At 50.9% G+C, this 24,373-nt stretch carries 19 protein-coding genes and 2 pseudogenes; 9 read left to right on the forward strand and 12 right to left on the reverse strand.

Going from position 1 to position 24,373, the window contains the following annotated elements; all coding sequences use genetic code 11:
- Positions 1-25 precede the first annotated feature (25 nt).
- From MFP24_RS03155 to MFP24_RS03165, 3 genes are read right to left on the reverse strand one after another with little or no spacing between them, the layout of a single operon-like run.
- The gene (locus tag MFP24_RS03155; RefSeq protein ID WP_249229073.1) at positions 26-1,297 is read right to left on the reverse strand and encodes a cytosine permease; all 1,272 of its coding nucleotides are present in this window, start codon (positions 1,295-1,297) and stop codon (positions 26-28) included.
- Positions 1,298-1,316: 19 nt separating this feature from the next.
- Entirely contained in the window at positions 1,317-2,006 is a 690-nt protein-coding gene (locus MFP24_RS03160) for a helix-turn-helix transcriptional regulator (protein WP_249229072.1), read from the reverse strand.
- Positions 2,007-2,034: 28 nt separating this feature from the next.
- Entirely contained in the window at positions 2,035-2,448 is a 414-nt protein-coding gene (locus MFP24_RS03165) for a GNAT family N-acetyltransferase (protein WP_249229071.1), read from the reverse strand.
- 530 nt (positions 2,449-2,978) lie between these two features.
- Here MFP24_RS03165 and MFP24_RS03170 point away from each other — a divergent pair.
- The 7 genes and pseudogenes from MFP24_RS03170 to MFP24_RS03195 all read left to right on the forward strand — a co-directional run bounded on the left by MFP24_RS03170 (position 2,979) and on the right by MFP24_RS03195 (position 6,976).
- Complete coding sequence (locus tag MFP24_RS03170; protein WP_249229070.1) at positions 2,979-3,716, forward strand: SDR family oxidoreductase; 738 nt, start codon at positions 2,979-2,981, stop codon at positions 3,714-3,716.
- A 195-nt stretch (positions 3,717-3,911) separates the two neighbouring features.
- Positions 3,912-4,826 carry a LysR family transcriptional regulator gene (locus tag MFP24_RS03175; protein WP_249229069.1) on the forward strand — a complete coding sequence of 305 codons (915 nt, stop codon included), beginning with the start codon at positions 3,912-3,914 and terminating at the stop codon, positions 4,824-4,826.
- A gap of 153 nt (positions 4,827-4,979) precedes the next feature.
- Positions 4,980-5,285 (forward strand): type II toxin-antitoxin system TacA family antitoxin, encoded by a 306-nt coding sequence (locus MFP24_RS03180; protein WP_249229145.1) that lies wholly within the window; start codon positions 4,980-4,982, stop codon positions 5,283-5,285.
- The gene (locus MFP24_RS03185; protein WP_249229068.1) at positions 5,282-5,770 is read left to right on the forward strand and encodes a GNAT family N-acetyltransferase; all 489 of its coding nucleotides are present in this window, start codon (positions 5,282-5,284) and stop codon (positions 5,768-5,770) included. Before MFP24_RS03180 ends, MFP24_RS03185 begins: the two co-directional genes overlap by 4 nt.
- 146 nt (positions 5,771-5,916) lie before the next feature.
- Positions 5,917-6,018: pseudogene (locus MFP24_RS24460) on the forward strand (transposase); the annotation flags it as partial.
- 367 nt (positions 6,019-6,385) lie between these two features.
- Positions 6,386-6,643 carry an AbrB/MazE/SpoVT family DNA-binding domain-containing protein gene (locus MFP24_RS03190; protein WP_121588677.1) on the forward strand — a complete coding sequence of 86 codons (258 nt, stop codon included), beginning with the start codon at positions 6,386-6,388 and terminating at the stop codon, positions 6,641-6,643.
- Positions 6,644-6,976, forward strand: a complete 333-nt coding sequence (locus tag MFP24_RS03195; RefSeq protein WP_121588643.1) for a type II toxin-antitoxin system PemK/MazF family toxin — start codon at positions 6,644-6,646, stop codon at positions 6,974-6,976.
- Between the two features lie 47 nt (positions 6,977-7,023).
- Here the strand turns inward: MFP24_RS03195 and MFP24_RS23975 are convergent, their stop codons facing one another.
- The 9 genes and pseudogenes from MFP24_RS23975 to MFP24_RS03235 all read right to left on the reverse strand — a co-directional run bounded on the left by MFP24_RS23975 (position 7,024) and on the right by MFP24_RS03235 (position 23,530).
- Complete coding sequence (locus MFP24_RS23975) at positions 7,024-7,146, reverse strand: hypothetical protein (RefSeq protein ID WP_263458389.1); 123 nt, start codon at positions 7,144-7,146, stop codon at positions 7,024-7,026.
- A 645-nt stretch (positions 7,147-7,791) separates the two neighbouring features.
- Positions 7,792-8,439: pseudogene (locus MFP24_RS03200) on the reverse strand (tyrosine-type recombinase/integrase); the annotation flags it as partial.
- Between the two features lie 445 nt (positions 8,440-8,884).
- Positions 8,885-11,116 carry a hypothetical protein gene (locus MFP24_RS03205; RefSeq protein ID WP_249229067.1) on the reverse strand — a complete coding sequence of 744 codons (2,232 nt, stop codon included), beginning with the start codon at positions 11,114-11,116 and terminating at the stop codon, positions 8,885-8,887.
- The gene (locus MFP24_RS03210) at positions 11,113-15,813 is read right to left on the reverse strand and encodes a hypothetical protein (protein WP_249229066.1); all 4,701 of its coding nucleotides are present in this window, start codon (positions 15,811-15,813) and stop codon (positions 11,113-11,115) included. Before MFP24_RS03210 ends, MFP24_RS03205 begins: the two co-directional genes overlap by 4 nt.
- A 10-nt stretch (positions 15,814-15,823) precedes the next feature.
- Entirely contained in the window at positions 15,824-18,022 is a 2,199-nt protein-coding gene (locus MFP24_RS03215) for a DEAD/DEAH box helicase (RefSeq protein WP_249229065.1), read from the reverse strand.
- Positions 18,019-19,335 (reverse strand): ATP-binding protein, encoded by a 1,317-nt coding sequence (locus MFP24_RS03220; protein WP_136165678.1) that lies wholly within the window; start codon positions 19,333-19,335, stop codon positions 18,019-18,021. Before MFP24_RS03220 ends, MFP24_RS03215 begins: the two co-directional genes overlap by 4 nt.
- Before the next feature lie 3 nt (positions 19,336-19,338).
- A complete protein-coding gene (locus MFP24_RS03225; protein ID WP_249229064.1) occupies positions 19,339-21,666 on the reverse strand; it encodes a tellurite resistance TerB family protein in 2,328 nt (775 codons plus the stop codon).
- Positions 21,667-21,845: 179 nt separating this feature from the next.
- The gene (locus MFP24_RS03230; RefSeq protein ID WP_136165676.1) at positions 21,846-22,913 is read right to left on the reverse strand and encodes a nucleotidyl transferase AbiEii/AbiGii toxin family protein; all 1,068 of its coding nucleotides are present in this window, start codon (positions 22,911-22,913) and stop codon (positions 21,846-21,848) included.
- A complete protein-coding gene (locus tag MFP24_RS03235; RefSeq protein ID WP_136165675.1) occupies positions 22,913-23,530 on the reverse strand; it encodes a DUF6088 family protein in 618 nt (205 codons plus the stop codon). Before MFP24_RS03235 ends, MFP24_RS03230 begins: the two co-directional genes overlap by 1 nt.
- Positions 23,531-23,783: 253 nt before the next feature.
- Between MFP24_RS03235 and MFP24_RS03240 the strand changes: the two genes are divergently transcribed.
- Entirely contained in the window at positions 23,784-23,981 is a 198-nt protein-coding gene (locus MFP24_RS03240) for an ATP-binding protein (RefSeq protein ID WP_407061969.1), read from the forward strand.
- Between the two features lie 88 nt (positions 23,982-24,069).
- Positions 24,070-24,373 (forward strand): transposase (locus MFP24_RS03245; RefSeq protein WP_249229063.1); only part of this gene is annotated, 304 nt, incomplete at its 3' end.

The following is a 24,373-nucleotide window of genomic DNA, read 5'->3' on the forward strand; positions in this document are numbered from 1 at the left end:
GGCCTGTTTAACGTTCAGCCGAAAATCATATCCGGCGGGCTTTAATCAGCCAATACAGCATACTGGCCGCCAACAGCGAATTAAGCGCCGGGATCCCCCATTCTATGTACAGACCTACCACCGCGCCGGCAATACTCGCGGCGATGGCCGCCCAACCGATCAACGGTGTATCGGCGATTTCAGGAAGTTTGCCTTCTTTTCTGCTGGCGGCGAGCAACTGCCGATGAGTACCTAAAATATAATAGTCGACCAGCATAATGCCGATAATCGGCGGGAACAGCACGCCAAGCAGGGTAAGAAAATCCACGAACCTGTCTAAAATACCCATCACGGAAAGAGAGGTGCCAATAAACCCAATCACCAACGTGATCGACATATAGCTGAGCTTTCTGCCGGTCACGCCTTCTATGGCGTTGGCAATGCCCAGCGATGACGAATAAAGATTGATGTCGTTGATTCTCAAGGTGGAAAAAATAACCGCAATCAGCCCGATTCCCCCGGCGGTTTGCGACATAATGGTCACCACGTCGGCGGTATTCAGCGCCCGGGCAATTAATATCGCCAAACCGTTGACGATAAATTCCCCCACGATGATCGACATAATGGTGATCCAGAAAACGTGGTTGCCTTTTTGGGAGTAGCGGGTCATATCGGGGGTAATTAAACTTGCCACAATACAGCCGCCGACCACCATGGTGGCTCCGGCGCTGATGGAAACGGCCGCGCCGGTGGGCGCGGAACGCAGCAACTCGGCGATATTGTGCCCGGTGAGGGTCATAACGGAGATATAGCCGACAATAAAGATAAACAGCGGAACGGCTATTTTCGCGGTAAATTTTAACGCCTTGAAACCAAAGGCGACCAGGATCGTCAACGCGGCGCCGGACAGGGCCGCCGACCAGCCGAAACCTAACCTGTCGTCGAGGGCGAAGTTGAGGGCTTTGGCAAATACGGCGTTTTGCACGCCGAACCAGCCTAACAGGCTGACGGCGATCACCACGCCGATCAATACGGAACCAACGCGTCCGAAGCCGCACCATCTGGCCAGCAGGCTGCCGGATAATCCTTCTTTCATACCCGCATAGCCAAGGCCCAGCGTTACCACCCCGAAAATCGCGCTGCCGATAAAAATCGCGATAAAGGCATCGTGTAGCGTCATGGCGTTGCCCAGTACGGCGCCCAACATAAATTGATCCAGCGCGGTCAGCATCCCTATATGGACCAATGCCACATTAAAAAAGGGCAGCCGTACATTCATCGGCACCCGGCTGACCGGGTAATCATCTATTCTTTCCATCTGAATATATTCCTTATATTTAAATAAATTGAATGCCTTTCTCTATGAGTGAATTGGGAACGTAATTATCCAGTCCCAGATGATGGCAAAACGCTTCAAATTGATTCAACGAATGGACGTTCGCCTTTTGATACATGCTATATACCCGGTTCTCGATGGTCTTATATGAAACGTTCATTTTTCTGGCGATCTCTTTATTGCTAAATCGTTGCAATATCAGAAAAACAATATCAAGTTCAGACTTGGTGAAAATGTTGGTGGTTAATTCGGTGTTCAGCGTGGAGGGCTTTTCGTGGTTAATATAAACCAAGGGCGACAGCGTATTAAGCTGCCTGGCGTTCCACATGGTTGCGATGCAAATCCGCTCTGTATTAAAGATGGGGATTTTCTCGCTAATGAACGGCGTTAGCGTTTTTTTGCCATACCAATAGTGGGTTTCGATAACGGTAACGCGCTGCGCGCTATTTTCCGTACGGCGGTCATGCTCTTTCAGGTCATCGGATAACTCAGCCCAATCGGCAGGAAACTCGTCATCAAACTTCCCTTCAACATCAAAATTCAGGGGAGTGTTGGTATAAAGATACGCCGCTTTATTCATATAAATATGTCGGGATTTCAAGTCTTTAATACCCCATGGCTCATTCAAGCACTCCATCATGGTAATAAGACTGCGGATATAATCATTCATACTTTTAGGCGACGATGGCATCCTGTCCTCCTTTTAGGCTAATGCTGACTCAGCGGATCGATTTTGCTAAATAGTGCCGCGTGTGCCTGTGGGCATATCCCGGCAGGTTTCCGTATTCGCGATACCCCAGTTTTTCGTAAAAGCCTCGCGCCTGAAAACTGAAGGTATCGACATAGGCCAGATGGCAACCGCGTTTGAGCGCTTCCTCTTCGGCTTTTTTCATCAGTTGGCTGCCTAATCCGGTTTTTCGGTATTCTTCGCCGACCCACAGATATTGAATTTCAAGGCCTCCCCACCAGGTTCTGGCCACCAGGCCGGCCACGATGGCGCCGGTCTCGTCCCTGAAGTTTAAAAATAATGGATGAATATCTACGGCGTCATATTTTTCATTGTGTTTCCACAGGCTTTGAATAACGAAGTCTTGTTCGCTTTGATCCGGCTTGTCGGTAATATTTAAATTCATTTATTATTCGCATCCTTATTATTAATATATAAAACTATCTTTTCAAATTTCAGAATTGGCTAATAACATAAATATTTTTCTGAAACAAGAGGGTTTTTCACTCGTTCTCACGCTCGCGTATTGCGCTATGGTAAGCAGCGCTATAAATACAAAGATAGAGATATTTATATAGTGTCAGATTAACCTGAGTGTGTGAATAATGTCCTTCACCAGGGGAACATATTCAGATGTGATACAAGGGGATGCCGTGTCGCCGAATCCCAGACTCTTCAAACAATTTTTATATAATTTGCTAATTGACCAACTTTAACCGTATAGGCGCGCATTTCAAAAACATAAATAACCCCCCGCGCTTCGATTGTGCGGAATGGCGAACGCCCCGTTCGGAGTAACCCCGCTTATCGTACACGGCATCTTCCATTACCATTCCATTTGGATACCGAGCCTAACCTTAGCCAGCGACCTGAAAAGCACGGTCATCGGCTCCCGGTATTCGCACTAGGCCCCTCTTATTCGACAAAGGAACAACCATGAATACTACCGAGAAGAGAGTTGCAATCGTCACGGGCGCCTCGCGGGGCATTGGCCGAGCCGCGGCAGAGCGGCTCGCCAGGGACGGGCTCGCCGTCATCATCAACTATGCCGGCAACGAGGCAGCGGCCAGGGAGGCGGTGGACGCCATCGCGGCCGCCGGCGGCGAGGTGAAGGCTTTCAAGGCGGATGTCGCAAATGAGGCGCAGGTCGAGGCGCTCTTTGACTTCACCGAGCAGGAATTCGGCGGCGTGGACGTCACCGTGAACAGCGCGGGCCTCATGACGACCAAGCCCGTCGTCGATTTCACCATGGAAGAGTTCGACCGTATGCACGCCGTCAACGTGCGCGGAACCTTCCTCGTGTCGCGCGAGGCGGCCCGGCGGATGCGCGCGGGAGGCGCCATCATTAACATCTCGACCTCGGCCGAACGCCAGGCCCTGCCGGCCTATGGTCCCTACGCCATGTCGAAAGGCGCCGTCGAGGGCCTGAACCTGATCCTTGCCCGCGAGCTTAAAGGCCGCGACATCACCGTTAACGCGGTCGGTCCCGGTCCCGTGGCCACCGAGCTGTTCCTCAACGGCAAGGACGAGGCGCTCGTCGAGCGGATCGCCAGCTTCAATCCTTTTAATCGGATCGGGCAGCCGCCCGAGATTGCCGAAGTGATCTCGTTCCTCGCCGGCCCCGCCCGCTGGATCAACGGACAGACGATCTTTGTGAACGGCGGCATGAACTGAGCCTCGCCTTCCGAGGCCGATTGCCGCTAGCGAGTTCGCGGGTTTCGTTCGCTCCCATTGTACGGGCAACCGTACAGCCTATTCGATTTGGGCTGTGTTGTCGGATATATTACTGCATGATAGATTAAAAAAAGCCCTAAGGCGGTAAGCGAGGATTCGCGAACGGGACGAGGGGCGAGACTTTCGGCGGCGACCATGAAATCTGTACCAAATCTCAAAGATGTGAGCGATCTTATCGCCGTAGTGGAAGCAGGCGGCTTCCGGGGCGCTGCCGTGGTGCGGCGCTCAAGCGCCTCTTCCCTCAGCGATGCGATCCGCCGGCTCGAAGCCGACCTCGGCATAAGACTGCTCAATCGCACGACGCGGAGCGTCACGCCAACCGAAGCCGGCGCCAGGCTGATCGAACGTTTGAAACCGGCATTCTCAGAGATCGAAGCGGCCTTCAACGACCTGCAGGACGACGCCAACCGCCCGCTGGGCACGCTAAGGCTAAACGTGCCCGTACCCATCGCCCGCCATGTTCTGCCCGGTATTGCTTCGGGATTTCTCGAACGGTTTCCCAGCATCCGCCTGGATGTCGTCATGGAGAATGACTTCAGCGATGTGATCGGGCGCGGGTTCGACGCCGGTGTTCGCTACGAGGAGCGAATCGCCAAGGACATGATCGCCATCCCCATCGGGCCAAGGCGTCAGCGCTTTGTTGCCGCGGCGTCGGCGTCCTATATCGAGAAGTACGGCCTGCCCGATCACCCGCGGACATTGCCTGTTCAGCATCGTCTTATCGGCAACCGATTTTCCAGCGGAGCCATATGGCCCTGGGTGTTCGAGCGCGATGGCGAGCTGCTGCGCATTATGCCGGATGGCCCTCTGATTTCCAGCTCCATCGATCTGCAACTCGCTTGCGCCGTCTCCGGCGCGGGTATCGTCTATACCTTCGAGGATTTTTTGCGCCCGCATCTCGAATCTGGAGAGATTGTGCTGCTGCTTGAAGAGTGGTGGCAGGAATTCGATGGCCCTTACCTGTATTACCCCAGCCGGCGGCACATGCCATCGCCCCTGCGCGCTTTCGTTGACTATATCAAGGAGCTGAACGCGGGGAGAAATGGTTAGCGACGACCGCACGTCCCATTAGGCGCCCGGGACGTGCTCAGCTGCGAGGACGATCAATTGCCGATAGCTCTCTGATCCATTCTGGAGCGCAAGTTGCGGAGCGCATTTGTTGATCCTCAGTCCACGCTCGACACCGTCTGGAAGGCGTTGCCGATACGATCTCACGCGCGGGCGGCGAACCGCGTTTCTGTCAAACGTGAGACATTGAATTTACGCATCAAACCCGCCGAGCGCGAGCTTATCGATCGGGCGGCGAAAGCCAGAGGGAAAAACCGCACTGATTTCGTACTGGAAGCCGCCCGCGCCGCCGCAGAAGAAGCGCTGATCGAGCAGCGCATCATTATGGCGGATCCTGACGCCTATCAGGAATTTCTTGTCCGCCTGGATCAGGCTCCTGCGCCACACGCCGCGCTGCGTAAAACCATGCAAACGCCCGCGCCGTGGGAACGGAAAAAATGATCTCCGCCCCTGAGCCTATCCACGCCGAACATGTACTATCTTCATTGTGTTGCGGCGTGGATTCTATGGACAACTGGCTGAAACAGCGGGCGATGAAAAATCAGCTAACCGGATCGTCCCGAACGTTCGTCTGCTGTGTCGGCTTGAAAGTGATGGCGTATTACTCGCTGGCGTCCAGCGCGGTGGCGACAAACAGCGCGCCTGGTCGTTTTCGCCGCAATATGCCCGATCCGATCCCGGAGGTGGTGCTGGGCCGTCTGGCGGTGGATACATCATTGCACGGTCAGGGCGTCGAACGGGCGCTGGTGCGGGATGCCGGACTACGGGTTATTCAGGTAGCGGAAACTATCGGCATTCGTGGGATGTTGGTTCACGCGCTGTCTGATGAGGCTAAGGAATTTTATCTGCGGGTGGGGTTCGAGCCTTCGCCGATTGACCCGATGATGCTGATGGTGACGTTGGGGGATTTGGCGGGGAGCGTTTAGATTTGCTTGTGTATTGCTGAAATTTTGGTGGCAATCCGCGCTAGTCCTATCTACAAATAGTGGACACACTGTTAAGTGAGCAAAATCGTTAACAGGTAAACCATGACGCAAGTAAATCCGTGAAGACAGCATTTTGTAATAAGTAAACTCCGGAGTTCCGCCAGCAAGCTTTGTCCTTCGCTGACCGTGTCGGCGTCGCTAAAGCCGTCCGTGAGCGAGGTTTGCATGACTCCCAACTCTATGCCTGGTGCGGCCTGCGTTAGCAAGCACCGTTTCCGAGTGGGAACAGGAGTTGGCTATTATTCTCTAAAAGGCGGCCATGGACAGCCCGCGCTTCACGACCTGCAAGAAGCGCCTGATATATCAGGATGGTCGCCTTTTACCGGCAATGCCGCCTTTGAAAACTGCCGGGTCTGTCGCTGGATGGATTAAGGCTTCCTCATACTTCATTACTTTGTAATCAACACCGCATTCGAACCCACCCTTTAACCAACAGGTGCATTTTGTTGATGCTTCATTGTTCGTGACGTTAAGGAGTTTATGATGAATCTGATTGATAATTGTACATCCACAATCATGGATGTTATATTAAAATATAATATCTGGAGGTGTTCAATGTATACCACTCGTCTGAAAAAAGTCGGAGGATCTGTCATGCTGGCAGTGCCTCCCGCTGTGCTGAAAACGCTGGATTTGTCGCCGGATAGCGAGGTCGGCGTGACCGTTGATAATGGCTGCCTCATCATTGAACCTCAAAAACGGCCTCACTATTCGCTTGCCGAACTACTGGCGCAGTGCGATCCACATGCTGAAATAAGTGATGAAGAGCGGGAATGGATTGACGCGCCTGCCACAGGGAAGGAGATCCTGTAAATGGACAGAGGGGAAATCTGGCTCGTTTCACTAGATCCCACAGCCGGACATGAGCAAAGCGGAAAACGCCCGGTGCTTATCGTTTCACCGGCGCCGTTTAACAAGATCACCCGGTTGCCGGTGGTTGTTCCCGTCACCAGCGGTGGAAACTTTGCCCGAACGGCGGGTTTTGCCGTTTCACTGGATGGCGCGGGAACGAAAACGACAGGTGTTGTTCGCTGCGACCAGCCCAGGACCATTGATATGGGGGCCAGAAACGGCAGAAGGCTGGAGCGTATCCCTGACAGTATCGTAAACGAGGTACTGGCCCGACTGGGAACAATCCTTAGCTGATGGCGTTTTATGTTAACTATACGGGGGCGCTGCAACAGCGCCCTTGCTTATTTGGACTGAATGATGTCCCGGCAGCGAATAACCTTTTCTTCCCCAAGATAGTTTTTACTTTCAGCAATCGTGGCGACGATATAGGCTCTGCCATGCAACAGGTTGTCTGCGGACAACACCTACGCTTCATGACCTGCAAGAAGCGGCCTGACATGCAGGCTGGTCGCCGGATACGGCAATGCCCCTGAAAACTGCCGAACCGCATCGCGGTCGGGGTCATACGTTACACACGACAATTTATTGCCACGGCTTAACGCTGCCGAACATTTCCGGACCAACTGATTATCAGCGCCTCTAACCTTTATGAACTGCGGCCTGCAAAGACAGCGGCTTTGCTGTCGCGTGGCCGCAATCCTGCACCAGAATTCCAATTTTTAATCACTGCGCCAGTCCAGTGCGTCACTTTAACCGCGTAGAGCGGGAAAGTGACGCACCAACGTCCTTTCACTGCACCAGACAATTCAACTGCGCCAACGCACGGCGGGATTCTGACACCGTGATTTCACCCACTTTCACTCACAGGAGAACTTGAACCGATACCGGAGGGGGATCAGGACGATCCGGGGGATAACCCGCGCCAGCGGGCGGCTGCTCAGAGAGCACAACCGAAGCCCCACAACACCTCAACGGCTGCCGCCCCGGCGCTCAGGTATCGTTCGTAGCCAGACCCATCATTCAGGGCTATCGGCCTACGCGCCGGGGAAAAGTTGTATCAGATTTTGGAGTTGCGGCAATCATGAAAGGGGGAAATGAAAAAAATGAGTTTTCTGGAGCAGGAAATGAAAACGCTGGCGCGGCAGGGCGGGATGATGTTGGGTCACCACCGGGGTCACGACGCCATCCAAATCGTAAGCCGGATTATATTTGATTACGCCGTGCTGGACGGCGTGGCGCATGATTTTGGTCAGATGCTGACGCACCCGTCCGGCGACGTCATGCACGCCTTTATCGTCGATGGTTTTAACCAACTGCGCCAGATGTCGGGTCTCAACCTGCGCGATATCCATCGCACCGATCGCGGGGAAAACGTAGCGTTTCAGGCAGGTGAGGATCTTATCGGCGTGAGCGTCCGACCAGAGCTTAAGGCAACTGGTGTGCCATGCGGTGGCGATGTACTGAAAGGTGCGGGATTCATCAACGGCGGTGTTATCCGTTTTGCGCATCAGGGAAGGGCAGAGGCCGGACGCCAGCAGCTTACGCGCCGTGTCGCGCTTTTCACGGGCTTCCGCCAGCGTAGTTTGCGGGTAGGGGCCAAAAGCCAGACGGTTTTCCTTACCGCCGAAGCGATAGCGGAAATACCATAACTTAGCGCCGCTGGTGGATACCGTCAGGTACAGACCTTGCGAATCGGTAAGTTTGTAGGATTTTGCGAGAGGTTTGGCTGAGCGGATTTTACTATCATTCAGGGCCATGTGAGGGTCTCCTTCGTTCATCGAACTGAACGACCCGCAATCTGACCCCAAATTTTCCGGATACGAAGGGATAAATCAAAACGCATCGGGAAAGATTTTTACGCCAACCTATTGAATTACATACACATAGGGATTTATAAGGAAGCATAAAAAAGGAAAGGTGGTGCCGGACTCGGGATCATATCCACGATTAACATGCTGTTTGTTATTGTTTTAATTGCGAAATTCTTGAAACAGCGCCCCCACTAAGGCCCCCATAAAAAATCGCTTTGTTTTTGTGATGGTTATCACGAAAAATAGTCATTTAGTGAATTGGCTTCGTTATATGTAGAGTCATGTCCACATAGCGGGTCCTAAAAATGAAAAGAACATACCTTCCTGCTTGTACATCCACAGGAGCTCCGGGGCAGAGCGGCGTCGATAACGAATTACCGCCCCACATTCGTTAGTTCTCCACCATCAACCGGGCAAGCTTGGTAAAAATCGAACTCTTACTGCTTTCGCCGCTCCTGAGCATATCCAGGGTGAAGCTATTGAGGTAAACGCCAGTTAACTGGTGGCTAAATACATCTACGGCTTTGCCCCGGGCATCCCATATCAGCAGATTTTCCACTAGGTTAGGCCGTGCAATAGTAGGATTTGTAGGCTGAGCATCGCTCACCAGAACAAACACCCCGTTCTCATGCGGTTGCAGGTAAATATGGTGGTGCTTCATCTTTTGCGCTTTGGTCAGCGAGTCGTGTTTCGAACGGCCTGGTGATATCAGATAGGGCAGTACGTTTTGTTCCGGTTTTGCCGAGCGAGTAATGGTATACCCGTTAAATTTATCCCCTTTACGCTCCGTCAGCGCTTTTTCTTGCTCCTGATAAGCGTATGAATCGACGATATTAAGTTGAGCAGGGCCAATCAGGCGCGGCACGCGCGCGCTGTTGTAGGTGGTAAGCAGGACGTCTGCGGCGTGGTCGTAGAGATAGAAGCTTTTGTCGAATATTTTTTTTAGCCGTCCCAGTGGGGGATGATCAACCGATAACCAATCTAATTTACCTTCAGCGATCCCGGTACTTACCACTCTAAGCTGGCCGTGCTCTACTTTCAGTTCAACATATCCAAGCAAAGGGAGATTGCCTTTCGTTTTACGTACCGCATAGGCGGTATAGTGGCCGTCCGTCAGGTCTGACAGTGGAATATGGTGCTGATTGAGTAAGCTCTCTTTGAACCATAGTTCGGTTTTTGTTCGGCGTACCTTACTGTTTAGTAAGGTAACTGCTGACTTGAGATGGCTGCGAGGCTTCGTAAGATCGATTTCGTATTGAGCAGGGTTGTTAGCCGATCGTTCATTAATAAAATCAATCGCATCCAGTAATTTGCGATCAATATTCATACCTTGCAAGACAACAGGCAGCGGCTGCTGATTTAACCATCCTTGCAAACGATCCAGCTTAAGCTGGGTGTAGGTATCCCAGTTGAGTTCAGGTTGTTTCCGAGCGTCGACAAAGGCAGCATAGAAATCACCATACTCAACAGATTCATTATCTTGCCGGCGGATACTGTTGCTTCGTTCTTCATCTACCGCGTTGAGAACCAGAATGGACGTATTGGCAGGCAGCTCAGAAAAGCCGGTTTGCTGAGAATGTATAAGCGACTCCAGCGGCCAGAGTTGATATCCGGGGAACTGGCAGGTTAATGCGTCAAAGAAACAAGCTTCTTGCGTGGCGCTGAATTCGACGCCGTTATTAACCACCAACAGCGTATTAGTCAGCTGTTGATCTAGGTCGGTAGTGAACTGATTGACCTCGTGGGTGGCCTGAAATGGGATAGGCTGGTGCGGGATCTCTAGTACACTGAGCTGCTCGCAGGCAGCATTCATGACCACGTTATAGGTGTAGGCCTGGCATTCGCCATAGCCGCTGCGTTCACGGAAAAAGTCCAGCTTGCTATCCCGGGCATCAAGTTTACGCCGGGCTTTGAGCCGACGATTATCGATGTTAAACCACACGTGAGTATCTTCCAGAGGGAGATGCAACTCATCCGCTGGTTCAACCAGAAATTTTCGTTTGTGCAGGGTAAAGGCGAGTTCGTTATATTCTGATGCGTAAATATCGAGTTCGAATGCCTCCATCACTCCAGTGCCGCTTTTCTGCGTGACGGGCTGACTCAGGCGAGCGTTGAGATAGAGCGTCGAGTTGAAGTAGGTCGGTGATACCGAAAAGCGTTCATTGGCTTGTTCCAGCATTACCATTTTTAAATGCAGACTGAACAATCCCTGAATCAGGCGAGACAAGTCATAATTTTCAGCGGTGAGCTGCTGACAAAGCGTTTCAATGCGTTCTGCCAAAGTCCGATGAGCCGGGCTGTTCGGTGCAGCGGCAGGCGCCAGGAAAAAATAGACGTGCTGGTAATTGGGTAAGAGATGTAGCTCATATTTTACGTCCTGCCCGGCATCCAGACCAAGCTTCTGCCGCACACAGGATTTAACCTCCTGATGGATACGCGCATAGTAATCAGCGGATTTTTCTTTTCGCTCTTTAGTAAAGCCCTGAACCATAAAGTCTATCGTATATATATTAGATACCGGAGCCAATAGACGTTGGATGGTCGTCAGCTGATCTTCTCCAAGCTTGATCAAATTAGTGCGGGCAATCGGGGTATCTGTCAGCTCATTCAGATTAGGGATCATGACGCTTTTCCTTTAGTCGGCAATCTTTCTATACCCAGCAGGGTTAGTAACATCGGGTTAATGTCCAGCGTAGTGCGCAGTTTCGATCTTTCCTGAGAACGTCCGCTCTCTCGATTTTTGGGCTGATAATACTGGTAGTCAGTCTGCAACAGATTAAGGTAGTGGATCGTGTGATCCACGTTATCCTGCCACATCAGATTATTGGGGTTCTGGCTGTAGGCGACGTTCAGATAGATAAATCGAATACGTTCGTAACGACCTGCCAGCGTCGCCTGGATCTGTTTCTGCCCCTCAGTATCCGCCTTTTGGTTGGCGATATTGCGGATCTGGCGAATCTTGTTGCCGCTTTTCTCAAGCGTTTCTTCTGCTCGCGTCAAATCGTCCAACTGCGTCGCCCAGCGTTTAACGTCGATGCAGAGCAGGTCGTCACCCACTTCAATAAAGCGGTCAAAAAACTCATAGACCAACGGCGCAAGGCGCTCAAATACCTGCTGGTCGGTAAGAGGGGGTACACCATAATGTTTCAGCACCTTATCAAAAAGAAATTCGCCGACATTGCCTTTGAGCAACGGAACCAGCCTGGGGTTGGGCACCCATTTTTCGAATGCCGTTTTCTGAATCCTGTCGCATTCACTAATCAGCTCACCCACCAGGTTGCCGGGGGTATAATCGACATCGTTTCTGTACTGCGGGAAGAGGGTGAGTTCTGGCTGATATACTCTGGCACCGCCAGCAAAGTCCGATAGAGCGGAATAATCGCCGTGGGCAAGTCCATCTGGGCCGCGTTTGTGGCAAAGTAAAATAGTTTGGCTGCCCTGTTGGCGATCGATAAACAGGGCATTGTGGATAGATTGCATTTGTCGATTGGCGGCATACAAGGGATTAGCCTGGAGTTTTTCCAGCCAGCGCTGGGGATCGCTAAAGGAGTCAGGATCACGGAATAAATTACACAGTGCGAGATAATCGACATTGCCCACGCGTACCTGATTTATCCAGTCGGTTTTCAGGACTCGTTTGTGAACCGCATCGATGCGGCGACCATTTTCTACGATAGCCTGTTCAAACACATGTCGCTGTTCTGCATCACTAAATGACTGGCTCTGACTCAGTTTTTCGCACTCCTCCATGAGGCGGTGGTTAAGCAAGGACATGCTTTCTGATACCACTTCGTTGCCGCTGTCTTCACTGAGGGTGGCGAACTGGAATGCGACATTACGGAATACGTCGCGGGGTAAAAAGATTTCTGTTTTCAATAGAGTATCGCGGCGCTCGACCCGACCTACGGCCTGCACGACGACTTTGAACAGGCTCATATCATGTTCGGCCATCAGCAGGCGATAATTTTCACCCTGGGCGAAATTAACGCTGAAATCGGCCAGCTTGTGGACGGTAATATCGTCATCGGCGTAGTGTTTAAGCACGGTGACGTAGTTGGGTAATGTATTAAGGTTAGCGCTGTTGTCCTTTACTTCGCTATAAAACGAGGAGTTGATGAGTACCAGGCGTTGAAAATCGACATCCAGACGCGGCGCACTTGTATCATTAATATCGCCGTCATGGTATTTAACAAAGTAGTTGAGGCCGGTGCCCGCGCTTTTGTAGCTGCTCATAAAAACTAGTACGGTGTTGCTGCTATCGATATAGGTTTCGCGCCTGATATCTTCGATATTGGCCAACGGTGAATCGAAAAAGACCAAATGGACAGTGTGACGCCCTTTGAATGGGGTAAAGGTCAGGATCTGGTCATGTTTCTTACTATTATCCGTTTTTTCGTCGCACCGGGAGTACATACCGTACTCTTTGCGCCATGCTGTTTGATGCGTGCGCCAGGCGCTGATAAAGGCCCGCTTAAACGCCCCTGAAAGTGACAGAATCAGGCTGTTTTTACCCTCGTAGGCGGCAAGCAATAATGCTTCCAACTCCCGGTAGTACTGACGCCGTTTGTAGGTATTGTTCAGGTCGTATTCCAGCGATTCTTTTAGTGCTTTGAAAAAGTCGTTATACACCTTATGAAAAGTGTCGCTGTTCTGGCAGATATCGGTCAATTTTAGCTGCCTATCATCAAACACCCTGAAATTGACATTGCGGATACGGGCCCTCAGCTCGCGTAATGCCTTAAGCGTATCGATATCTGCTGTTTCGCGTTCAACGATCTGGTAGCCAAAGTCGCGGCTATAGTGCGCCAGGAAACGACGATTGAAGTTACCGTTTTTGGTGTGGCTAAAACCGCTGGTGGCGCTCAGCCCAATCACTTTATTGTGCGTGCCGGTTAATAAACGCAGCAGCATGACTTCGGGCAACTCTTGTACCAGATCCATCTCGAACGCCAGAATAATTGTGCGCTCGGCTCCCCTGTTCACGTAGTTGAGTTCAGCTATCGGCGTCATCGTGAATACAGTTTTGGGCTGCAGGTAAGTGTAGAAATGATCAATCAACAAGTTTTCATCGGTGGTGCGATCGAAGATATGGCGCACTACGCCGGCCACGTTATTGGCTGCGTCGACAAACTGGCCCAAAGGCGTATTCTGGCTGCTGGAGTTATCTTGGCCGCCATTTTTTACCCAGCGCTTAAAGTCGCGGTTGGTGATTTCAGAGCAGGCGGCAAGGATGACGGAGACTAACTGGAACAGATCATGCAGGGTGGGGTTAGTGTCGCTGGCATCATTTTCAACTTCGTAATACAACTCGGTACGCGTTATGTCGCCTTCGCTGTTGCGCATACGAATGCGTTTCAGCCCCTCTTCATTGACGTACATTTTGGGGTTAAAGCTGAAGACGTTGCGGGTGATTGAAATGATGCGTTCGGCGGCATCGCCGTTGACTTCAAATGCCCCCAACTGGTCGCGAAACATCTCCAGTATCGATCCCAGCGTTGTACCGGATGAGAGTTCGCACTTTTCTGCCAGTAAATTGCGCAGAGTGGAGATGAATTTGACCATCTCTTGCTCAAAGGTCGTTTGTGCTTCTTTAGGCTTGTTTCGGCGCTCCAGGCTGAGTACCGCGTTGTGAATGCGTCCTGCAACGGAGATAACGTGCGCCAGGTTATTTTCCTGTGTGACCAGTTTCACATGGCACGTTTCTTCAAGGCGGGTGTAGGCTTCATGCAGTTCATCGATTATCACCGTGAAGCGGATATTCTTGCGGCGAAAAGGGCAGTCTGGATTGCGTCTGAAATGTTCATTGCGAAGGTAAGCTGCCTGTTCGGAGTGACCTGCTGCCGCAACGGTGCTGATCTGCGGATCTTTGGGTTTCAGCTTGCCGCCAAGGAGCAGGTCAAAATCCACGGGCTCAAAACGCACGCCTTCGCCTCGTTGACGAGGCGTCAGGCGGTAAGTTGATGTGTCAAACTTGTTGGTGGTCATTAACAGCACCGACGGGCGGTACTGGCAAACTTCGAAAGGCAATACCTGCTTGATAAGCTCGAAGTAGACTTCGTGTACGCTTATTTTTGCAGGTTTCCCCTGCATCGCGTTAAGCTCTCGTTTTCTGCGAGCAAGCAGTCCGCGGCGAATATATTCTTGAATGGAGGTGTCTTCACTGTCCGGCCCAAAGAGTGCTTTACAGGCTGACTGAATCGCATCGCGGATATTGTGACGGCTGTTTTTAAGTTGCTCGTCGAGCATTTCCCTGTCGTAGCGGGTATCCTGGGTGCTATATGTCGCCAGCTTTGCTAGCTGTTCTTCACAACGATCGATTTGCGAGACATGATAATTGAGCGAACGCATAGCGCCGCCGATATATTTGCTGCCTTTCGCCCCTTCGTACCACTGAATATAGCGGTTGCGGTTTTTCAGGCCAGAGGCCCAGTCCATAAAGTCGAGGTCGGCAATATCTTTACGGGAGAGAACGCAAATGAACTCACCGCCAGCAGCCAGAATGTTATTTTTCTGGCTGCTGGCCAGGTCGATTTGTGATTTTTGCGGTGACATGAACAGCAGGTTGGTAAAGCCACCATCGGGAAACAGGTAATCTGGCTTCTGGGTTTGGGCGAAGCGCGTCAGATAGTCGACGTATCCCTGAATTACGCCATAGCTTTTGCCGAACCCCGTGCCGTCTGAGCTGAAAATAACCTCCGCGCCATCGCGTTCATGGGCGTCGTAAAGCTGGGAAACCCTGGCGCGACAGGAGTTAATCTCTTCAATCAGCGTCGTATCTGGCGTTTGGCTGGAGATGAGAGTTTTCAGGTTATTATCCGTCGTTTTCTCGCCAACGCGTTCATATTGACGATAGTTATTGAGGGTGATTTGGTCGCTTTCGATTAGCACCTTTTCTATCTGCATGGGGGCAAGATGCAGAGCTGTTGCGATTTCATTGATAGTATTGGATAGTGGCTCGTGCGGATTGCTAATCGTGAAGTAGTTTAGCGCTGCTGCAACGGTCTCTGGATGCAATGCTTTCCTGAGCGTCGGAAAGGTGAGACTGTAATCGTATAGCGCCAAATCATTGTTTATCAGGCAGCGGAACGGCTGTTTAGCGGGATCGCCTCCCGGACGTCCGGCAAACTCCAATATTCCAGCTAGTCTGAAGCGATGTAGCAGCGCTGCTGCATCGCGGTCAGGTGAGTCAAATGCTGTGTGGAGTTGCTGACTAAACGGCATCGTGGCATTTAGACGCTCATGGCTGACCAGTTCGGAAAAGTGCTGACGCACAAGGGTTAGCAGCTTACAATCTTCCTCAATAGTCCAGTTCTTTCTCATTTTCTTCCCCTTAATGTAAATGCCCCCGCAGCCACTCCGTAACGCGTTCAACATTAAAAGCGCGTAACCCATACTCCTGCGTCAGTAATCCTTCCGGTAAATACTCATCATATTTTTCGAGACACTTTTCAGCGATGCTTTCGGCGAGACGAGATTCGGATGGCAAACCTTCCTGAAGAGCGCAGGCTAACGCTTGTTTAATCTCTGTGACCGTGGTTTTTTCCACTTCAACCACACCAGCAAATGAGCCCGCCTTGAAACCGCGCTGGATAAGTAATGCCGACAGCGTGTTTACGATTTGATCGCCCTGCCAGGGAAGAATGTAGACATGCTGCCCCTGCTGAATAAAGTATTCAGAAGCCAGATTATTGTTGCGAAAACAGTGTAGCCCTTCATCAAACAGGCTTCTGGCGGTGGAGTCGGCAAAATCGGCCTTGCGATCGCCAATGGTGATGCGGTAGTCACCTTCCTGATAAATGGTGAGCATTTCCTGGCGGACGACATCATGAATGGACATCCCTTTCCCGCCAAATAAAGGTGGCTGCCCGCCTTTTGTCGCCTCGACGTAAATAACTTTTTTATCGCTATCGATATCGATCACTTTCCAGCGTCGTCCGCCGAAAATAATATGTTGGTCAGGCATCAGTGGAGAATCAACGGGGATAGAGCCCAATGTTTTGCTCCCCGCCACAATACGAAACTCTTCCGGCGTGCTGAACACGGCGTAGAAGGTGTATTGATTAACCTGACGCTCACCTTCCACGCCCAGTACCAGTTCGCCGCTTGATAGCTGAGTCAGAAACTGGAGTTCTCCCATATGCATCAACAACGTTTTGAAATCATCGATTCTGACTTTCTGAAATGGCCCTTGTTGACATAGCTGCGACCAGAGCTGATCCGCACGTACGCCTCCCCACTGTGCAATGATCGCCAGGATCTGATGGAACAGGGTGGAATAGTGCATCTGCCGGGTATCGGCAGGCTCAAACCATTTGCTGCCGATAAGTAAGCGGATCATGGCCAGCGACTGAACAAGCTGGAGCCTGAGCTGATCGACAATGCCCGACGTTGGCGTCAGTTCATGTTCGGCAATCAGCATTCTCAGTACGGCAGGAGAGTCGCGCCTGCCGGAACGTCCCATTCGTTGGCGCAGACTGGCAACGGAATGGGGGGGGGTAACCTGCACGACAGAACTGACTTTGCCGATGTCGATACCCAGTTCCAGCGTCATCGTACAGATCGCAGTGGTAGGTAAGTTGCCTTTCTGAAGCCGCTGTTCCAGCGTTTCACGTAGATCTCTGGACAGCGAGCCGTGATGGGGGAAGAACTCGTTGGGAACGATGTTCATTTCACTAAGATCGCTAAGCGTAGCGGCAATGCTTTCGGTCCGCTTGCGACTATTAGCGAACACCAGATGGGAGTCACCGCGACAGAAGCGAAAGATATCATGGCAGATTTGCGTCTCTGCCGACAGTGGGGGTTGCTGGCCCGAGGTGGCCAGCGGTTCCAGATAACCTTTTACCTGCACTTTTAATGTAGCGTGAGTCTGACTGTCGGTAATAATGTCGCAGGGCAGACGTTGATTTGGCCGCAGAGATAAAGGTACCTGTTCCAGTTCTCCCAGCGTTGCGCTTAGTGCGACCCTGGGTACTGGATTGTTGATTCTTCCCAAGAGGTGATCGACCCGGTTTAACAGAGAAAGAAGCTGCATACCCCGCTCAGAACCGATGAAGGCATGGAATTCATCAATGGCGATATAAGCCAGTGGAGTGAAAGCCTGCTTTAACCATCCCGCGTTGCGGATCAGCATTGCTTCCAGTGATTCCGGGGTGATAAGCAAAATACCGGCAGGATTTTTCTTCGCTTTTAGTTTTTTGCTCTGCGCAACATCTCCGTGCCAGGGCGTGATCGGCATTTCCAACGCATCTCCGAGGCTTTCCAGCCGTCGATATTGATCGTTAATCAGGGCCTTAAGCGGGCTAATGTATAAAATACCAAAGCCTCCCTGAACATCCGCGATAGCAGAACAGGCGGGCAGGAAAAAAGCTTCAGTTTTACCAGCGGCAGTAGCGGCGCTGATCAATACATCCCGATCGCCCGCTAATATCGGTGGAATGGCTTTTTTTTGCAGTTCCCTGAGGTCTGCCCATCCCTGCTGATATATCCACTTCCGAATGCATGGATCCAGCCGCTGGTATTCATTCATCATAATCTGAAATCGGTCAGTCCGTCCTCATCGGCATCCTCTGGAGAACTAATCTCATCCATATCGCTGGGTTTTTCCTCTGCGATAGCGACACCGGTAATCAACTGTGACCATTCAATGGACGGGTTTTGTTCCAGCACGGCGAGCATATCCAGAAATGCTTTAATCGTGTTCCGTGGCGTACGGAAATAGGCATCGCCGATGGTATTGCTACAGTGGCGTAAGAATGCCGTCAACGCATCATCAGGAACCAGATAGTTATCTACATCGCCGCCGGAATAAACGTGACGAAGGTTTTTCAACAGGATGTAGAGCTCTTCCGGCGTCAAGCTGGCTAAATGCAAGGAAGGGGATGAGTAATCAATCACCCCTGCTCGCTGAGCAAAGCTGTTTTCCGCCAGCCGTGACTGGAGCGCTTCGTAGCTATATAACCCTTTACGCGGATCGAACAGGAACTCCGGCGTGCCGCCGAGTAAAAAGCCGATATATTCAGCCGTTCCTTGTAGACAGTCATTCAGAATACGCAGTATCTGTTCATAATTAGCAACCCGGGCCTGCGTATTACTAAGCTTATACAGATTGACCATTTCATCCAGATTCACCAACAGACCGGCATACCCGGCGTGACGGACAAACAGACTCATCAGCTTTAACGAATCGTAGAAAGAGGCATCAGAGATAATTGTGCGCACACCCAGATCGTTACGTGCGTCGGTTTTCGTCGTGTATTCACCTCTCAGCCAACGGATAGCATTCGATTTTAGCGTCTCATTATCCTGCTCATGGCCCTGCCAGTAACATTCAATGACTTTGGCGAAATCATAACCGCCAACCATATCGGATAGGGCTGCGAGCTTTTGGTGAATAATTGCCGGAACCGGTGTGTTTGTCGTTTCTGCTTCTTTTCTGGCTTCTGTAATAAAGCGCTCAACCACGCTTAATAAAGCATTACCATCTGGCTTATTTCGGGTGGATAGATTTTTCATCAGCTCAGAATAGAGGTTTCGCGCCTGTCCGCCGGTCGCGTGGATACGGCGATCCGGGGATAAATCCGCGCTGACCGTTACCAGCTTTTTCTCTAACGCAATCGAACGCACAACGCTTAAAAAGAACGTCTTACCTGAACCGTATTCCCCGATAATCAGACGGAATCCCGCGCCTCCATCGGTGATGCGCTCAATATCCTGATACAGTGCTTTTATCTCGTTGACCCGGCCAACCTGAATATGCTGAATGCCGATTTTAGGCGTAACGCCTGACTTTAGTGATTGAATAATGGCGTCTCTTTCTTTGAGACGAATGCGAATGCCAGACATAAGTTATCCTTTGAGTTCTTGTGCTATTTCTAGGTCAACGTAAATATCACCGTCATCATCAAGTACCGGGGCATCAACCTGTTCATAAGACCAGTCATTAATCGCCTCAATCGCGCCGCTCACCATCAAATTAAGCGACTGACATAGCTCAGCGACTTCGTTTCGCGCCCAGCGTTCTTTTTCCAGCAAACGCAGGTAGAGCTGGTGATGTGCTTCATCGAGACCCGTGCCAGTATGTGACGGGATCTCTGCTGGTGGTTCGTTTGCGGGTTCATCTTCGGCAAAGATGGTGCTCAGCAACTGACGTACGTCCGTTGTGTCGGACTCGTGACGGGCAAGGGTCCGTTCATCAAGAGAAAACGTGCCGCTCGTCTCTGATGTGGTTTGTAACCTAGCTGTCGAGGTTGTTTCTGCGGTTGACAGGCGGTGGATATCGCTGGTGACGGTACTGCTGTCCAGACCGAGGCTGGCGTAAATTTTCTCCAGTTGCTTAATCTCAGCCGGATCGATTTTTCCATCTGCACAGGCGACGTTAATAATAACGTTGCCAATAGTGGACTTTTCTTTATTGCTGAGTTGCTCGATTTTGCCTTTCAGACCGGCCTGACTTGCAGGCGTATTGAGTCGCCAGGTAAGGTAGGCGTGCAGCGAGCGTTTTTCAGTCGGCGACAACGTGTCGTTATGATCAATCGTTCTCTCCAGTGCAGCCTGTTCAGCGACGTCCACACGCTTGTCCATTTGTGCAATCATTGCGCCCAACCGAAGCGCCACGGAGACTGACGTAAATTCCGCAGATGGTATGTAGAATTCAGCGTGCCCTTCTGGAAATAAAACAAGATTACCTTCTGGCTCTGGCCTGACAAGGTGATAGCGCATATCCGGTGCAATGCCGTAGCCTGCTCGCTTGGCGAAATTTTGCATCAGCTCGGCTTCTTTTTTATTGATCTTATCTGGCACAGGCATATCCAGTCTGGCCCAGAAACCAGCAACTGTTGCCAGCCCTGAATTCTCACGGATCCTCTCATCTGCCCAGTGTTTAAATTCAGCGAACATGTGTTCTGCATCTTCGGTCAGGATTTCATCGGGGAGAAGCATGATGGCGGCGACATCGCTTCCTGATGCATCTTTTTTACCGAGATAGCGGCTATAGGCATCCAGAGCGTTGATGCAGGATTCTGCAATGGGGATCAATTTCTGAATCGGTGCTTTTAAAACGCTTGGATCGGGGAGGTCCATCTGTTTTTTGACTTGGATCTCCCGGAGCGTACCGCTGGCTGGTGTATAGCTTAAATGCAACCGTGTTTTATTGGCTTTGACGACAATACCGTCACCATATTTTTGTGTATAGCGCTGTTTGAATAACGCAGAAAATTCAGAATGACATCGACGGGCAGGCGTGCGCAGTGTGTAGTCAGGAAAATAGTGTAGCCATGCCAGTGCCAGATCGGCGGAAACAGGTTGTCCTTTATCAACCGTAGTAGACAGATTAAGTCTGAATAGTAATGAACTCCTCGACGAGAAATATTCGTTTTCACTGTTTATCGAAAGGAGCGTTGGTCTGAGAATAATCATCATTTCCAGCAACTGTGTTGCATAATGCCGGAAGGAACCGCTCGCCTGAAACACGGTTCTCAGGCGGGATATTTCTTCAAATAACGCTTTGAATTCATTGTCAGAAATAGCTTCTTGTGTGCCATCTGCCAGTATGCGGCGCTCAAGACCGTAAAAATAGATAAAAACATAACCAACAGGACTGCTTGCATCGCTGCGGTCGCTTGCCAGCCAGTCAAGATAGGCGCCGCGACAGCGAGGAGAGAGAGTGGCAAAGCTGGGCCAGTATCCCAGCGACCCATCCTGATAATGTCGTGAAATATACTCGATGGGTAAAGCATCATTAACCAGAGAAGCATCGGAACCATCGTTATAAAGATAGCCATATTCTCCTGATGAATATGTTTTTAACTGTCCGCCGAAATAAAAATTACCGTGATTAATGACGACATTTTGAATTGTAACGCTTTCTCCCGGTTTGACCCATCGCGCTGGCGTGATATTGCGCCGGGCTGCGGTTTCTCGTGACTGTTCGCGGCTGGTGCTGTATTCAACGGTCTGCCCATTAACGAAAGTAAAGGTTGCCAGTTCGTCATCATCGGATGCCTGAGAATGCATACTTGCTACGCTATTGGTTGGCTTATTGAGAGATTTTTGTCGTGACGTATTATTTATTGGGCTGATGTTTTTGCTGTTTATTCTGGCGGGCGGCGACTTTTTCTTTTTGGAAAACAGAAACCAGATAACAGCCAGTGCAATAACAAATATCCAGAAGCCCATTCCGTGCCCTTAATCGCTGATGACGCTTCCCGGCATTATTCTACCATCGGCAAAGGCGGCAAGCATAAAACTGGAAGATAGATCGTAAAATCATAGCGCGACTGGGCTGGAGTACAAGCATAAAAAACGCATTATTCAGCAGGATTATGCCATACGGCAGGGGAACTGAAGATGAGAGGTTACGTCCGCGAATCTCGCATAAAATAATTGATTTCATCCTGAACATGGCGAAGACGGTTAGCAATTTCAGCAAATCCATCAGGTTGACGAAAAAACATCCCACCTTCAACAGCCGTCTGGTGATCCCCTAAGATTGCTGCGAACCGTTTAGCGTCATCAGGCACCAGAAGCAATTTTCCGACAGTGACCTGAGTAAAATCAACGCCCGGAACAAACCAGCGGCGTTGCTTCATCTCAACCACATCATGCATTGCCTCCAGCGTTTCATACGGACTGGCGAAATCATTACGCAGCAGACAATCCACATCGTACCAGTGGCGCGCCAGCCGCTCCGGGTTTGGTGCTCTGGTTTGCGTACAGAACTGGTGCAGCGCCGTTAGTTTTTCCCAAAGAATATAACCGGTGTCATAAGCATTTACGGTCGCGGTAGGTAGCTGAAGTGCATCCATTCCTACAATCGCGGACAGGTAGCTCACTACAGGCATCAGATCGGTTGGTTTACCACGATTTCGCCCGCCAAATTCCAGCAGAATATGATCGCGTTGATAAGCCATACTATCTTCCTTCACCCGTGGAAAATAGATATCTACTTTTTCACCGCCGCTGTCGGGTTCTATTTCTGCTTCAAGGCCTGGAATTTCATAAACCTGAAGGCGTTGATTTAGCCGTTCTACCAGAGCTCTTGTCCATTCTGTTAAGCGAGCTTGCTGCTGCTCTCTGAACCGACGATTTTGGCTGTTATTCCGCGTGCTTTGCTCCCAAGCCTGTTGTTCTTCCTCTTCTGAGTGACCCGCCAGATCTGCCCAGTGAACAGAAAGATCGATATCTTCAGAAAAGCGCTCGATCACGTTCCAGCATTTGCTTAACGCCGTTCCGCCTTTAAACGCGACAGATAAACCACCCAGCAGATCCTTATTAAAAAGCAGCCGAAGGATCTCCGTTACCCAGAGATCCTTTTCCAGAAAGCTGGCTCCCAGCCCGGAGGGATGCTGCTGTGCAGCGTAAGAGAGGATTTCCTGAAGCTCGCGGCGTTGTGATGCGCTCCGATAATAATCGAAAATGTTCATCAGAGCGCCTTTTGCAGCGTCATAAGCTGCAAGCGCCACGCATGAAGCGCAGGCTCATTCATTAATTTTCCGGCAATCTGTCGCGCTTTAGCGGACGGGATGCTCAGCCGATGGAAAGCATTCTTCAGCGTTTCCGGGAGGGTATGTTCCTGATTCAGACTCAGCAAACCGCGCATCAACTCTCCTTCAGGCCGGTTCAGCCAACGTAACCGGCTTGCTGATTTATGCTGGATCCGTACTAACTCATTGCCGACACGGAATTCTCGCGTAGGACCGTTGGACCAGTAGATGCGTTTAACCGGAGCCTGCGTTTGCAGCCCCAACCGGTAAGCGGCTTCCAGTCCCTGAAGGGCGATTTTGTAGCCGCGTTCTTTTGCCCATGCTGCGGCAACATCATTGGCGCTGGCAACAACCTTAACAGAGGGGATGTTCCTCAACGGTTTCGGCCGTGAGTAGAAACCGCGCTCAACCCGGACCAGCAGACCTTCTTTTACCAGACGACTCATTGCCTGTTGCACCGACGCACGGCTTCCCAGCGAATAAAATCCGCTGATGGAAAATGGTACACCACGCTTCATGCGGTGTACCCGCTGGCGGGCCAGGGCGGCAACGGACATTTATTATCCTGTACTGACGTTTTAATTTATATGTGAATTTATCATACTCCTTGTATAACATGGAATACAAGGATAATGATGTCAGTAGCTATTATAATATGATTATAATTTTTGAATGTATCGGGCAGCAACTGTCAGCCAATCGGCTTGTTGTAGGGCATAGGGCATACCTCAAGTAAGTGATTCGGGTGACTGAGCGTAGCCAACGCACCTGCAGCTTGAAGTATGACGGGTACAGCATGACTATCTCTCTATCCACGGCGCTCGCAGCTACCAGGGCGAAAAACCAGTAGAGTTTGATTTGAGGAAGTATGTCACTCTTATCTATGGACAAAACGGCTCAGGTAAGTCGACAGTTTCCGGGTATTTTTATAAACATGGCAGATCAGATTATGGTCAATGTGGTTTGCAACCTCCGCTGGATGTAAAATTTCTTGCTGTCAATTATTGATCGCGATATCTTTTACCCGCGCCTGCAAAATCGGGAGTGTTAGAAATTCTGTGTCATTCCAGTAATATATTCAAAAAAGGAATGATACATGACCCAACCTTTCGATTTCGACAAAGCGCTGAAAGCGCTCCAGTCTGGTCAGGCGCTGACCGGGAAAGATGGCATCTTAACGCCATTAATCAAACAGTTAACCGAAGCGGCGCTGGCCGCGGAACTTGACTCCCATCTGGCTCAGGATGTTCAAGCTAATCGAAAAAATGGCTCCGGAAAGAAAACCGTCAAAGCCACTACCGGCTCTTTTGAACTGGCCACCCCGCGTGACCGCAACGGCACATTCGAGCCTCAACTTGTCAAAAAGCACCAGACCACCCTGTCGGACGAGATTGAGCAGA

It is taken from the genome of Brenneria tiliae (assembly GCF_023347575.1).
In the GTDB taxonomy this organism is placed as follows: Bacteria; Pseudomonadota; Gammaproteobacteria; order Enterobacterales; family Enterobacteriaceae; genus Brenneria; species Brenneria corticis.